Consider the following 13,131-nt stretch of genomic DNA (forward strand, 5'->3'; position numbering starts at 1 on the left):
GAAGGTCCCGGCGTGCGGACATGTCCATTCGTCCGGAAGCGCCCGGTGTCGATCCTCTATCCTTCGCGCACCGCAACACTTCAGTCACGCTACGCTCGCAAGGATTCCGGCCCAGGCACAAGTCCCCAGCACTCCACAGCAGAACGGCTCAAGGCACCACATGCCCCAGCACACCTCCGGGTCTGACCGCGCGGCAGTACCACCGGCTGCGCGTGGCACTGTGCGCCCTCCTGCCCCCTCTTCGCTCGACGAGTTGTGGCGTTCGTACAAGTCCACGGGTGACGGGCGGCTGCGGGAGCAGCTGATCCTGCACTACTCGCCGCTGGTGAAGTACGTCGCGGGCCGGGTGAGCGTGGGGCTGCCGTCCAACGTCGAGCAGGCGGACTTCGTCTCCTCGGGAGTCTTCGGGCTGATCGACGCCATCGAGAAGTTCGACATCGAACGGGCCATCAAGTTCGAGACCTACGCGATCACTCGCATCCGCGGCGCGATGATCGACGAACTCCGGGCGCTCGACTGGATTCCGCGCTCCGTGCGGCAGAAGGCACGGGCCGTGGAACGCGCCTACGCCACATTGGAGGCGCAGCTGCGGCGCACCCCCTCCGAGCCGGAGGTGGCAGCCGAGATGGGCATTGCACTGGAGGAACTGCACGCGGTTTTCAGCCAGTTGTCGCTGGCGAACGTGGTCGCCCTGGAGGAGCTGCTGCATGTCGGCGGCGAGGGCGGCGACCGGCTGAGCCTGATGGACACACTCGAGGACACCGCCGCCGACGATCCGGTGGAGGTCGCCGAGGACCGTGAGCTCAGACGGCTGCTGGCCCGGGCGATCAACACCCTCCCGGACCGCGAGAAGACGGTCGTGACCCTCTACTACTACGAGGGCCTCACCCTCGCCGAGATCGGCAACGTCCTCGGCGTGACCGAGAGCCGGGTCAGCCAGATCCACACCAAATCGGTGCTGCAGCTGCGCGCGAAACTGGCCGATGCCGGACGCTGAGCGGGTGCCCGGCCGGACGATCGGCGCCGCCCGCCTCCTCTCCGGCACGCGCCGCCGTAGAGTGGACGCGTGCCCAGGATTCGAGCGGCCTCGGTGGCCGAGCACCGGACGATGCAGCGCGGCGCCCTCCTGGACGCCGCCCGCTCCCTGTTGTCCGAGGGCGGTACGGAGGCGTTGACCTTCCCCGCTCTCGCCGAGCGCACCGGACTCGCCAGGTCCTCCGTCTACGAGTACTTCCGCTCCCGCGCGGCGGTCGTCGAGGAGCTGTGCGCCGTCGACTTCCCCGTCTGGGCCGCCGAGGTCGAGCACGCCATGGAGCGGGCCGGCACCCCGGAGGGAAAGATCGAGGCGTACGTGCGCCGCCAGCTGGACCTGGTCGGGGACCGGCGGCACCGGGCGGTGGTGGCCATCTCCGCCAGCGAGCTCGACGCGGGCGCACGCGAGAAGATCCGGGCCGCGCACGGCGGGCTGATCGCCATGATCGTCGAGGCGCTCGGCGACCTCGGCCACGAGCAGCCCAGGCTTGCGGCGATGCTGCTGCAGGGCTCGGTGGATGCCGCGGTGCGCCGTATCGAACTCGGCGTGGCGGAGGAGCCGGGCGTGATCGCGGACACCGCCGTCGCCATGGTCCTGCGGGGCGTACGGGGCTGACGCCCGGACCCGGCTCCCGCCGCGACGAGCAGCACGGCCGGGGCGGCGTACCCGAGGGCGCCGGGTGCGTCCGGCCGCGGTTCCGGTACGCCGAACACCGGCAGCAGGCGGGACGGACCCCGTCGGAGCAGTGACGGCGGCAGCAGGGACAGCGGGTCCAGATAGGCGTCCGCGCGCCGCAGTCCCCAGTGCAGACACCCGGACGCACAGTGGAACGGCCCGGCCTCCAGAACCGCGACCACCTGACCCGCGACCACCTCGTCGCCCTGCGCGACCAGCGCGCGCACCGGCTCGTAGGTGGTGCGCAGCGGCGGATCACCCGTGCCCGCCACGTCGACCGTGACCACCCCGCGTCCCGCGACGCGCCCAGCGAACAGGACTCGCCCGGAGGCGGCGGCGCGCACCCGGGCGCCGGGCCGGGCGGCGAGATCGACGCCGCGGTGCCCCCGCCCGTAGGCACTGGCCGGCGGCTCCCACCCGCGCACGACCACGGGGCGGCCCTCGACAGGCCACGCACGCCCGCCGTCCGGCACGGAGTCGGCGGCCGCGACGCGCGCACCGCACAGCACCCCGAGCGCGGCCAGGAGCATCGCCGTGAGCACGGCCGGCGCCCGGAGGCGACGGGGCCGCGCACGGCGCCGGACAGCGGCCGGATCAGGTGTGTATCGCATGGACGGAACCGTCCCGCACCCGCCGGATCCGCAGGGATCATGGACCGGATCTGTGGACTACTCGCCGGTTGTGGACATCGCCGTCACCCGGCACCCGACGGGTCCCGTACACTTCTTGTGGCGATCCGGGTCACCGGGTCGACTTCGCACGCCCCGCCACCTCCCTCTCTGCGGACGGTGGCCGCGCTCCTCGGTCCCTTGTGGCACGGCGCGTCGGGGCGTCAGGCGCGACAGCAATCCTGCGGTCGCGACAACCGAGTACCTCAAGGAGTACGGCCATGGCCGTCGTCACGATGCGGGAGCTGCTGGAAAGCGGCGTCCACTTCGGTCACCAGACCCGTCGCTGGAACCCGAAGATGAAGCGCTTCATCTTCACCGAGCGCAACGGCATCTACATCATCGACCTGCTCCAGTCGCTGTCGTACATCGACCGCGCCTACGAGTTCGTCAAGGAGACCGTCGCGCACGGCGGCTCCATCATGTTCGTGGGTACGAAGAAGCAGGCCCAGGAGGCCATCGCCGAGCAGGCGACGCGCGTCGGCATGCCGTACGTCAACCAGCGTTGGCTCGGTGGCATGCTCACCAACTTCTCCACCGTCTACAAGCGCCTTCAGCGTCTGAAGGAGCTGGAGCAGATCGACTTCGAGGACGTGGCCGCCTCCGGCCTCACCAAGAAGGAGCTCCTGGTCCTCTCCCGCGAGAAGGCCAAGCTGGAGAAGACCCTCGGTGGTATCCGCGAGATGCAGAAGGTGCCCAGCGCCGTCTGGATCGTCGACACCAAGAAGGAGCACATCGCCGTCGGTGAGGCGCGCAAGCTCCACATCCCGGTCGTCGCGATCCTCGACACCAACTGCGACCCCGACGAGGTCGACTACAAGATCCCGGGCAACGACGACGCGATCCGCTCCGTCACCCTGCTCACCCGCGTGATCGCCGACGCCGTCGCCGAGGGCCTCATCGCCCGTTCCGGCGCCGCGACCGGCGACTCGAAGCCGGGCGAGAAGGCCGCCGGCGAGCCGCTCGCCGAGTGGGAGCGCGACCTGCTCGAGGGCGACAAGAAGGCGGACGCCGAGGGTGCTGCCGAGGTGCAGACCTCCGCCGAGACCGAGAAGGTCGCGGACGCCGAGGCTACCGCCGAGGCTGCTGCCGAGGCTCCGGCCGCGGACGCCGAGCAGGCCTGACCACTCCGTCACGGCTGACTGACGGCGGGGGCCGGTGCCACAAGCACCGCCCCCGCCGTTCACCCGTAGATCTTTCAGACTTCGAGAGAGAAACACAGACTCATGGCGAACTACACCGCCGCGGACGTCAAGAAGCTCCGTGAGCTCACCGGCGCCGGCATGATGGACTGCAAGAAGGCGCTCGACGAGGCCGACGGCAACGTCGACAAGGCCGTCGAGGCTCTCCGTATCAAGGGTCAGAAGGGCGTCGCCAAGCGCGAGGGCCGTTCTGCCGAGAACGGTGCCGTCGTCTCCCTCATCTCCGAGGACAAGACCTCCGGCGTCCTGCTCGAGCTCAAGTGCGAGACCGACTTCGTCGCCAAGGGCGAGAAGTTCCTCGCCGTCGCCGACGCGCTCGCCGCCCACGTGGCCGCGACCTCGCCGGCCGACCTGGCTGCGCTGCTCTCCTCCGAGATCGAGGCCGGCAAGACCGTCCAGGCGTACGTCGACGAGGCCAACGCCAACCTCGGCGAGAAGATCGTCCTGGACCGCTTCGCGCAGTTCACCGGCGGTTACGTGGCTGCGTACATGCACCGCACCATGCCCGACCTCCCGCCGCAGGTCGGCGTGCTCGTCGAGCTGGACAAGGAGAACGCCGAGGTCGCCAAGGACGTCGCGCAGCACATCGCCGCCTTCGCCCCGAAGTACCTCAACCGCGACGAGGTCCCGGCCGAGACGGTCGAGAACGAGCGTCGGGTCGCCGAGGCCACCTCCCGCGAGGAGGGCAAGCCCGAGGCCGCCCTTCCGAAGATCGTCGAGGGTCGCGTCAACGGCTTCTTCAAGGACGTCGTCGTCCTCGAGCAGGCCTTCGCCAAGGACAACAAGAAGTCCGTCCAGAAGGTCCTGGACGAGGCCGGTGTCAGCCTGCAGCGCTTCTCGCGCATCAAGGTCGGCATCTGAGTCCGTCCGCGAAAAACGGTGGACCCCGATAGGGTCTAGTGCAGTCGTCGGCCGCACACCCGCCGTACGACCGCAGAACTGACGAGGAGGCCATTGCCGCTGAGGGACACCAGACCCACCGGCAATGGCCTTCTTCGTATGTGTACGAGGAGAAATTCCATGAACAAGGGCGCGGACGCCGCGAAAACCGACCACAAGCGCGACGACGGAAAGGTGGCCGGGCGCTTCATGCTGAAGCTGTCCGGTGAGGCGTTCGCCGGCGGCGGCGGCCTCGGGGTCGACCCCGACGTCGTGCACGCCATCGCCCGGGAAATCGCGGCGGTCGTCCGCGGCGGTGCGGAAATCGCCGTCGTCATCGGCGGCGGCAACTTCTTCCGCGGTGCCGAGCTCCAGCAGCGCGGCATGGACCGGGCCCGCTCCGACTACATGGGCATGCTCGGCACGGTCATGAACTGCCTCGCCCTCCAGGACTTCCTGGAGAAGGAGGGCATCGACTCCCGGGTCCAGACCGCCATCACGATGGGCCAGGTCGCGGAGCCGTACATCCCGCTGCGCGCCGTGCGCCACCTGGAGAAGGGCCGCGTCGTCATCTTCGGCGCCGGTATGGGCATGCCGTACTTCTCCACCGACACCACTGCCGCCCAGCGCGCCCTGGAGATCGACGCCGAGGGCCTGCTGATGGGCAAGAACGGTGTGGACGGGGTCTACGACTCCGACCCCAAGACCAACCCCGACGCGGTGAAGTTCGACGCGCTGGAGTACGGCGAGGTGCTCGCCCGCGATCTCAAGGTTGCCGACGCCACCGCCATCACGCTCTGCCGTGACAACCAGCTGCCGATCCTCGTCTTCGAGCTCACCGCGACCGGCAATATCGCCCGCGCCGTCAAGGGTGAGAAGATCGGCACGCTCGTGAGCGACCAGGGCACCCGGGCCTGAGAACCGGGAGGACGGTTCCGGGAGATCCCGGGGCGGTCCTGGGGCTTACCGGGGGAACACCCCGGGAGCGGCCCCGAAGGATGGACAACGGCCTGCCGGTCGGACACCGTGCAGGTGAGGACGCGACGCAGGACCCGCCGGGCCAGAGCACGCCGGGCCCACTCTAGACACGCAGGAGCACGTGGTGATCGAAGAAACCCTCCTCGAGGCCGAGGAGAAGATGGAGAAGGCCGTCGTGGTCGCGAAAGAGGACTTCGCCGCGATCCGCACCGGCCGTGCGCACCCGGCGATGTTCAACAAGATCGTCGCCGACTACTACGGCGCGCTGACCCCGATCAACCAGCTGGCCTCGTTCTCGGTTCCCGAGCCGCGGATGGCCGTGGTGACGCCCTTCGACAAGAGCGCTCTGCGCAACATCGAGCAGGCGATCCGCGACTCCGACCTCGGCGTCAACCCGAGCAACGACGGCAATATCATCCGGGTGAACTTCCCCGACCTCACCGAGGAGCGTCGCCGCGACTACATCAAGGTCGCGAAGACGAAGGCCGAAGACTCCAAGATCTCGATCCGGGCCGTCCGCCGCAAGGCCAAGGAGACCCTGGACAAGCTGGTCAAGGACAAGGAGTCCGGCGAGGACGAGGTGCGTCGCGCCGAGAAGGAGCTCGACGACATCACCGCGAAGTACGTCGCGCAGGTCGACGAGCTGCTCAAGCACAAGGAAGCCGAGCTGCTCGAAGTCTGATGAACGACTCTTCCTGGGGCGCCCCGCAGGGAGCCCGCAACTGGGTCACGCCCGAGCGGGAGGCCGTTCCGGCGGGTCCTGCATACGATGTGCATGACGCCCAGCAGACTCGGCCCATGCCCATCGTGCCGGACGTTCCCGACGCAGGTAGAGACGCTGACGATCGTGACGACCGGGACGGGGGAGCCGCCCACCTGGGCGGCCGCCCCCTTTTCCGTGACGAGAAGCCGCAGGAGCACATGTCCACCCCGCCGCCCCCGCAGAAGAAACGTGCGGGCCGTGATCTGCGAGCCGCCATAGGGGTCGGTGTGGGGCTCGGCGCCGTCATCGTCGCCTCGCTGTTCATCGTCAAGGCCGTGTTCGTCGGCGTGATAGCCGTCGCGGTCGTCGTCGGCCTCTGGGAACTCACCTCCCGGCTCGAGGAGCGCAAGGGCATCAAGGCCCCGCTCGTACCGCTTGCGGTCGGTGGCGCTGCGATGGTCGTGGCCGGCTATGTCCGTGGCGCCGAGGGCGCGTGGGTCGCGACCGCGCTGACCGCCCTGGCCGTGCTCGTCTGGCGGATGGCCGAACCGCCGGAGGGGTACCTCAAGGACGTCACGGCCGGCGTCTTCGCCGTGTTCTACGTACCTTTCCTGGCCACCTTCGTGTCGATGCTGCTGAGCGCGGACGACGGGCCGCAGCGGGTCCTCACCTTCCTGCTGCTGACCGTGGTCAGCGACACGGGGGCGTACGCCGTCGGCTGGCGTTTCGGCAAGCACAAGCTCGCGCCGCGGATCAGCCCCGGCAAGACCCGCGAGGGCCTGGTCGGGGCCGTCAGCTTCGCGATGGTCGCCGGTGCACTCTGCATGCAGTTCCTGATCGACGACGGCACCTGGTGGCAGGGGCTGCTGCTCGGCCTCGCCGTCGCCGTCAGCGCCACCCTCGGTGACCTGGGCGAGTCCATGATCAAGCGGGATCTCGGGATCAAGGACATGGGCACGCTGCTGCCGGGCCACGGCGGGATCATGGACCGGCTGGACTCGCTGCTGCCGACCGCTCCGGTGGTGTGGCTGCTGCTGGTGCTTTTCGTCGGATCGGGCTGAGCGGCCGGTTCGCCACCCGTTCCGGCCTGTGTTCTTACGAGTGAGGGTCCGTTGCCCACAGGGCGGCGGGCCCTCACTCGTACCGGAAGGTGCCGAGAGGTGCACCGCCGGTCCGTCGTGGAATCGGTCACTGTTCCTGTGCGCGGCCGGGCCGTCCGCGGACCGTAAAAGGGCCGCCGACGTCGACTGTTCAGGGGATGACGCGCCCCCGCCCGGTTTCGGCGCGCTTACCGAGCTTGACCGGCACGGGTTCCGGGGCATGAAGGTGTCGTCCACGGCCGCAGTCAGCACAGCCGAGACTGTTGCGAAGATGCTGCGCCGGTACGACGACGCCAATCCGGCGTCTTCCAGCTGGCGCGTCCATGTACGGATGTGGCCCGGCCGGAAGGAAGCGAGCGGCCGCGACCCGAGGTAGGGGAAAGCGTGCAGTCGGAGTTGTGTCTCCGTCGTCGCCTGAGACCCCCCACATCCGCCCCGAGCTGCCTGACGCGCGCGCCACGCGGGCCCGCGACGTTCACGCTGGACCTCACCCGGCAGTTCGAAGTCAACGACAGCGACGGCGATCACGACCATTACGTGCAGGTGCACTGTGAACTCCGGTATGCCCATGCCGCCGAGCTGCAGGTCCTTGGACACTTCGAGTCGTGGTTCTTCCACGACGGCGGAGGCGACCTCGGCCGGTGGACCGAGGAGATGGTCAGCCGGGCGGCCTGGACGGTTGTCCGAGGACTCAGGCCCGTAGACATCAGGGTCTACCAGGAACAGGTGTAGTCGCCGTCGGGTGCGGGGCCGGTAGCGGAACCGTCCGGGGCCCAGCCTGTCATCGGCTACGACGGCGCCGTGCTGCGTTCGCAGTCGACGAAAACCCGGGCCACGTCCTTCTCCAGCTCGACGATCCACCCCGTCGTCCAACAGAACGGTGGCGCCCTTGTCCGCCACGAAGTCGGCGGCGACCGGCTCGTGGGCGTCCACCGAGGTGACGAACACCCCCGGTTCCTGCGGCCCTCAGTCCAGGCGCACCCGGGCGAAGCGCCCGTCCTGCAGCAGCAGGACCACCATGCGCACAGGGCCGATGCCGTCGACCGTGCGGTGCTTCACGTCGCGCATCAGCCAGCACCACTGACCGTCCACCTGCCGGTACTTCCTGCCACCCCGCCCGGTCACGGTACCCACCGGGGAAGGCTGCACGTCATGGAGGTACTGCGCGGTCTCCCGGTGCGCGTACGGGCTGAGCCTTTTCACCGCGTCGGTGGCCAGTGTCCGCTCCTGCCGTTGCTGCTTCTCCCGCTGCTCGGCATCCTGCGCGTCACGCTCCGCGCGAACCTTCTCGATCTCCTCATCCAGCGCCTGCCGGGCCGCCACAGGCGGCCGGGCTGCGGTCGGCCGAGGTGCTTTCGGCGGTACGAGGGCTTCAGTGCCCTTCCCTCGCTCTGTGAACCGTGCTGCCGGTCGGGGTGAGGCAGCGGCGCACGAGTGCGAGAGTGCGTTCGGTGACCGTGTCGAGGGGTGTGCCGTGTTCGACGGCGGCGAGGGCTGTGTGGAGCATTCCGGCGATCAGGTCGGCCGTGAGCGCAGGCTCGGGGGTGTCGAGCTCCCGGACGGCGGCGCGGAAGGGTTCGACCTGTTCCAGGTGGAGTTCCATCAGCCGTTGTTGGCAGGCCGGAGGAAGGCCGGCGTTCATGAGTGCGGCGGCGGGCCGGTGTGCGCCTCCGGCGCCGAGGCGGAGACTCTCCGCGAAGAAGGCTTCGACGCGTTCCAGCGGGCCGTTCGCGGTGGCCAGGGCGCGGGTGAGTGCCTCGTTGGAGCGCCGGAATGCTTCTTCCGTGATGGTGGACAGGAGAGCGGCTGAAGAGTCGAAGTACTGGTACACGCTGGAGCGGGCCAGGCCGGCGCGGGCGCCGACCGCCGCCGGTGTGACGGCGGTGGCGCCCTCGTTGACCAGGATGTCGATCGCTGCCTCGATCAGCGCCTCGCGTTGCTGGGCGCGGTGCTCGGCGACGGTGGAGGCGTTGATCTTCGGCATGCGGGGCGGACTCCTGGGTGGCGGACGGGGCCGGGAGCGAGGTTCGGGTTGCGGCGCCGGTCAGGACAGGCGGCCGTCGACCATCTCGTACACCCGGTCGGCAGCGTCCATTATCGCCGTGTCGTGAGTGACCATGACCGTGGCCGTCCCGCGCTCGTGGGTCTGTTCGGCGATCAGCCGTACCGCCTCGGCGGAGCGGACCCGGTCCAGCGCGGAGGTGGGTTCGTCCACGAGCAGGACGGCGGGGGAGGTCATCAGGGCCCGGGCCAGGCCCGCGCGCTGGCGTTCTCCTCCGGAGAGCTGGTGGGGCCGGGAGGCGGTGCGGTGGGTGAGTCCGACGACCTCGATGAGTTCGGCGGCCCGGGCGCGGGCTGCGGCGTCGAGGCGGCCGCCGATGTGCAGGGGCAGCAGGAGCTGTTCCAGGACCGTGAGAGAGGCCAGCAGGTTCGACTGCTGGAAGACGAAGCCGATGTGGCGACGCCGGGCGGCGGTGCGCTGCTTGTCCGGCAGGGTGGTCAGCTCGGTGCCGGCGATCCGGACGCTGCCGGAGGTGGGGCGCTGGAGGCCGCCGGCGACGGCGAGGAGGCTGGACTTGCCGGATCCGGAGGGGCCGACGACGGCAACGAACTCGCCGGGGGCGACGCTCAGGCTGACGTGGTCGAGGGCAGTGACGGCGGCGTCGCCGTCCCCCAGGGTGAGGGTGACGTCGTCCAGGCGCAGTCCGCCAGGGCCCGTGGTGTCCGCGGCGGCCTGGTGGTCGGTGGAGGTCGTGGTCATCGGGTGGCTCCCAGAGCGGTCAGGGGGTCGACGGCGGTGATGCGGCGGACGGCGACGACGGCGCCCACGGTTCCGAGGGCGATGAGGAGGCCGGAGGAGGTGGCGATGGCCGGGGCGGAGAGGGAGAAGGGGGCCTTGCCGATCATCGCGCTGCCCAGGGCCAGGCCTACGGCGGTGCCGAGGGCCGTGGCGCCGACGAGCACGGCGACGACCTGGGCGAGCGCGTCGCGCAGGATGTATCCGGTGGGGGCGCCCAGTGCCTTCATCAGGGCGATCTCGGGCTTGCGCTGGACGGTCCAGACGGTGAAGAACGCGCCGACGACCAGGGCGGAGATGACGTACAGGAATCCCTTGATCAGGGCCATGGTGCTCGACTCGGCCTCGTAGCCGGGGGACGCGTCGAACGTGGCCTCCTTGGTTTCGGCGAGGGTCCCGGTCGCCCTTTCCACCGCGGCGACGTCGGCGCCCGGCTTCAGGGTCAGGGCGACGGCTGTGGCCTGCCGGCTCGCGGCCTCGGGCAGGTCGCCGGGCAGGCCGTAGTGCAGGTGGCGCCACGTGTCGAGGTCTGCGTAGACGACGCCGATGTGGCCGTAGGAGACGGTCTCGTCGACCAGTCCCACGACCTTCAGCCGCACCCCGCTCCGGTCCGCGGTCAGGACGTCGCCGACCTGCACGCCCAGATCAGCGATTTCCCGGGTGATCACGATGCCCGCGCCGCCCTCTTTGAGGCCCTCGCCCTCGCTGGGCTTCGGGGTCAGAGCGGAGTCCGGTGCCATGCCGAAGACGGCGAGGTTTACCTGCTCGCCCTTCTTGGCGCCCTGGGTCACCTGGGCGTTGACCAGGGTGTTCCCGAACGGCTCCGCGCGCTCCACGCCCGGGGCCTTGGACCACGCCTGCCAGTCCTCCTCTTCCACAGTCGAGCGGGAGAACTGCTCGCTGGTCGCCTTCTCGTCGAAGGCCATATGGGTCACGGGCAGCGCGCGCAGACCGGATATGCCGGCATCCGCCAGACCGGAGGCCAGTCCGGACAGCAGGACGCCGAGCACGGCGATGAGCGCGACGACCGCACCCATCAGGGCGAAACGACCGCGGGCGAAGCGCAGATCGCGTAGGGCGAGGAACACGGAACTCTCCGAGCGATGAAGGTGATGGGGGCATGACGACCGAGCACGTCAGCTCTTTACCTAAAGTTGACGACTCACGTGTCGGCATCTTATCGAATGTTGCCGACACGCCTGTCGGCACGTTGCAGTGGTGAGTCAGCTACGTGATCGCCCACGAGGGCGGACGGGACCAAGTCGCCGCCGGCCCGCTGTCCCGCACGCTCGTTCCAGAGCCCTCCACCCCATGACGTGCAGAAGCCCGGGAGCCGCACGGCGATCCGTCGACGCCGGTCCGGTCCACGGGCCGACGGCAGTCCAGGCGGAGGAAGGGAAGCCCGCGCAACGCGGTAACGGTCAAAGCCAATGCCTCCGCGGAGGATCGACCGGCACCGGGATGGGAGCTGGGTGAGTGGTGGGTTGGCGGGGAGGCGACGGCCTGCGACCTGGCGTTTTCGACAGCATGCACCAGCGGTCAGAGTACGATGAGGACGTGGTAAACCTCGCGTAGCCACCCCTCCGATCGGATGCAGTGCCTGCGGGAGGCGCGGGCCGCAAGGAGCAAGGCATGATCCATTCAGCCGATATCCGCGAGTGGCGCAACCGGGACGTGATCGATCCCAAGGGACGCAAGATCGGAGCCCTGGAAGCGGTCTACGTGGACACCACCACCGACGCGCCGACCATGGCCACCGTCCGTACCGGACTGCCGACTCGGCACCGACTGGTCTTCGTGCCCCTCGACGAGGCAACGCTGGGCCCCGGGTACGTGAAGGTGGCGCACGGGAGAGGGCTGGTGAGGAAGGCGCCGTCCATGGGCATGGATGACGTCCTGCCGGTCGAGCGGGAAGAAGAAGTCTTCAAACACTACGAGAGGCCTTACGAGCGCGGTACTGGGAGCGGGCGCCGCCTCGCACGCCGCTGACCAGCCTCCGTCGCAAGAGCGCCGAAGCCTGACCAAATCTCTGGTCACAGCGGGGCTCATTGCCCGCAGCAGAAGCTCGAGGATGTGCTCGCCATGGCGCTTTTCCTGTTCCTGATCCTCGTGGCCATCGTCCTGGGAATCATCGGCGCGGTGGCGGACGGGCTGTTCTACCTCCTGATCATCGGCATCGTGGTCTTCGTGGCAGACCTGGTCCTGTTCGGTATGCGCCGGTCCCGGCGCTCCCATCGACACTTCGTCCGGTGATGCCACCGCTGGTCGGCGACCCAGTACGGGCGAGAAACGGCGAAGCGAGCAGCTCAAAGACGTCGGGGCAGTCGTTGTAGGCGGGGGTGGATCCGATGCGGCGCATGGTGCTCCGTGCAGTGACAGGATCGGCGCTATGGGCATCGAGACGGACTGGGTGTACCGGGTGTTCGAGCCGCACGGCTCGGAGGGATGGCGCCCCTACGGCAGCGACCCGGAACGGTGGCGGGGCACGATCACCGCCGACGATTCGAGCGAGGGCCCCCAGTACGCCCTCTCCCTCATCGTGGTCGACCTGATGACCGAGTGGAAGATGCACGGCCTGCACCGGGCGAAACACGTGCGGGTCTACCTCTGGCGCGACGAGGAGGGCGACTGGGAGGACGCCGACGCCATCGTGGAGGTCCGGCCGAGCAGCCACGCTGAGTTACCGGCGAGCGACCGGATCCGCGCACCGGTGGGATACCGGCCCGGGGCGAGCGATAGATGTCTGGTCAGGCGAGCGAGAGAGGCCGCCGCGCGAGCAATGGCTGCCGTTTTCCCCCCAGGTGTCCCCCCGCAGCACCAGGACCGAGGAGTCTCGCAGGCCGCAGCAGGTGCACGGAGCCCGCTGTAAATCCGCCGGCCTCAGCGAATCGATGTCGCCTGCCGCGCGCGTGTGCGCCCTGCCGTTTGTACGTCACGCGGGCCATCTACCCGTCGAATGACGGCAGTCTCTGACGGCAACGTCGGCATACCTGAGCGACCTTGATCGGAGCCCGGGGTACGCACTGCACCGTGCTGCGTTCGGCACCCAGGTGAGCAGACGGCGCGGTCGAACTTACAAAGCAGATGTTGACCGAC

General features: G+C 69.3%; 15 protein-coding genes and 2 pseudogenes. 11 read left to right on the plus strand and 6 right to left on the minus strand.

The window, feature by feature from the left end; all coding sequences use genetic code 11:
- Positions 1-160: 160 nt before the first annotated feature.
- On the plus strand, positions 161-997 hold the full coding sequence (gene whiG, locus LRD69_RS24025; RefSeq protein WP_277328606.1) for an RNA polymerase sigma factor WhiG: 837 nt from the start codon (positions 161-163) through the stop codon (positions 995-997).
- A 93-nt stretch (positions 998-1,090) separates the two neighbouring features.
- Entirely contained in the window at positions 1,091-1,648 is a 558-nt protein-coding gene (locus LRD69_RS24030; protein WP_277329860.1) for a TetR/AcrR family transcriptional regulator, read from the plus strand.
- Between the two features lie 77 nt (positions 1,649-1,725).
- On the opposite strand, the pseudogene LRD69_RS24035 reads toward LRD69_RS24030, so the two are convergent.
- Positions 1,726-2,319: pseudogene (locus tag LRD69_RS24035) on the minus strand (M23 family metallopeptidase); the annotation flags it as partial.
- Positions 2,320-2,597: 278 nt separating this feature from the next.
- Between LRD69_RS24035 and rpsB the strand changes: the two are divergent.
- The 5 genes from rpsB to LRD69_RS24060 all read left to right on the plus strand — a co-directional run bounded on the left by rpsB (position 2,598) and on the right by LRD69_RS24060 (position 7,199).
- On the plus strand, positions 2,598-3,500 hold the full coding sequence (gene rpsB, locus LRD69_RS24040; RefSeq protein WP_277328607.1) for a 30S ribosomal protein S2: 903 nt from the start codon (positions 2,598-2,600) through the stop codon (positions 3,498-3,500).
- A 102-nt stretch (positions 3,501-3,602) separates the two neighbouring features.
- Positions 3,603-4,439, plus strand: a complete 837-nt coding sequence (tsf, locus tag LRD69_RS24045; protein WP_277328608.1) for a translation elongation factor Ts — start codon at positions 3,603-3,605, stop codon at positions 4,437-4,439.
- Between the two features lie 159 nt (positions 4,440-4,598).
- Entirely contained in the window at positions 4,599-5,375 is a 777-nt protein-coding gene (gene pyrH, locus LRD69_RS24050) for a UMP kinase (RefSeq protein ID WP_277328609.1), read from the plus strand.
- 184 nt (positions 5,376-5,559) lie between these two features.
- Complete coding sequence (gene frr / locus LRD69_RS24055) at positions 5,560-6,117, plus strand: ribosome recycling factor (protein ID WP_277328610.1); 558 nt, start codon at positions 5,560-5,562, stop codon at positions 6,115-6,117.
- On the plus strand, positions 6,117-7,199 hold the full coding sequence (locus tag LRD69_RS24060) for a phosphatidate cytidylyltransferase (RefSeq protein ID WP_277328611.1): 1,083 nt from the start codon (positions 6,117-6,119) through the stop codon (positions 7,197-7,199). Before frr ends, LRD69_RS24060 begins: the two co-directional genes overlap by 1 nt.
- A 216-nt stretch (positions 7,200-7,415) precedes the next feature.
- Here the strand turns inward: LRD69_RS24060 and LRD69_RS24065 are convergent.
- A pseudogene (locus tag LRD69_RS24065) lies at positions 7,416-7,646 on the minus strand (site-specific integrase); the annotation flags it as partial.
- A gap of 129 nt (positions 7,647-7,775) precedes the next feature.
- On the opposite strand from LRD69_RS24065, the gene LRD69_RS24070 reads away from it, so the two are divergent.
- Positions 7,776-7,970, plus strand: a complete 195-nt coding sequence (locus LRD69_RS24070; RefSeq protein ID WP_277328612.1) for a hypothetical protein — start codon at positions 7,776-7,778, stop codon at positions 7,968-7,970.
- Between the two features lie 234 nt (positions 7,971-8,204).
- Here LRD69_RS24070 and LRD69_RS24075 read toward each other — a convergent pair whose 3' ends face one another.
- From LRD69_RS24075 to LRD69_RS24090, 4 genes are read right to left on the minus strand one after another with little or no spacing between them, the layout of a single operon-like run.
- Positions 8,205-8,561, minus strand: coding sequence for a hypothetical protein (locus LRD69_RS24075; RefSeq protein ID WP_277328613.1), 357 nt, complete (start codon positions 8,559-8,561; stop codon positions 8,205-8,207).
- 49 nt (positions 8,562-8,610) lie between these two features.
- On the minus strand, positions 8,611-9,222 hold the full coding sequence (locus LRD69_RS24080; protein ID WP_277328614.1) for a TetR/AcrR family transcriptional regulator: 612 nt from the start codon (positions 9,220-9,222) through the stop codon (positions 8,611-8,613).
- A gap of 60 nt (positions 9,223-9,282) precedes the next feature.
- Positions 9,283-9,999 (minus strand): ABC transporter ATP-binding protein, encoded by a 717-nt coding sequence (locus LRD69_RS24085; protein ID WP_277328615.1) that lies wholly within the window; start codon positions 9,997-9,999, stop codon positions 9,283-9,285.
- Positions 9,996-11,123 carry an FtsX-like permease family protein gene (locus LRD69_RS24090; protein WP_277328616.1) on the minus strand — a complete coding sequence of 376 codons (1,128 nt, stop codon included), beginning with the start codon at positions 11,121-11,123 and terminating at the stop codon, positions 9,996-9,998. The genes LRD69_RS24085 and LRD69_RS24090 overlap by 4 nt, the downstream gene beginning before the upstream one ends.
- 544 nt (positions 11,124-11,667) lie before the next feature.
- Between LRD69_RS24090 and LRD69_RS24095 the strand changes: the two genes are divergently transcribed.
- The 3 genes from LRD69_RS24095 (at position 11,668) to LRD69_RS24105 (ending at position 12,904) form a co-directional block, all read left to right on the plus strand.
- Positions 11,668-12,024 carry a PRC-barrel domain-containing protein gene (locus tag LRD69_RS24095; protein WP_277328617.1) on the plus strand — a complete coding sequence of 119 codons (357 nt, stop codon included), beginning with the start codon at positions 11,668-11,670 and terminating at the stop codon, positions 12,022-12,024.
- 93 nt (positions 12,025-12,117) lie between these two features.
- The gene (locus tag LRD69_RS24100; RefSeq protein ID WP_277328618.1) at positions 12,118-12,288 is read left to right on the plus strand and encodes a hypothetical protein; all 171 of its coding nucleotides are present in this window, start codon (positions 12,118-12,120) and stop codon (positions 12,286-12,288) included.
- A 136-nt stretch (positions 12,289-12,424) separates the two neighbouring features.
- Positions 12,425-12,904, plus strand: a complete 480-nt coding sequence (locus LRD69_RS24105) for a hypothetical protein (protein WP_277328619.1) — start codon at positions 12,425-12,427, stop codon at positions 12,902-12,904.
- Positions 12,905-13,131: the final 227 nt, after the last annotated feature.

It is taken from the genome of Streptomyces sp. JH14 (assembly GCF_029428675.1).
Lineage (GTDB): Bacteria > Actinomycetota > Actinomycetes > Streptomycetales > Streptomycetaceae > Streptomyces.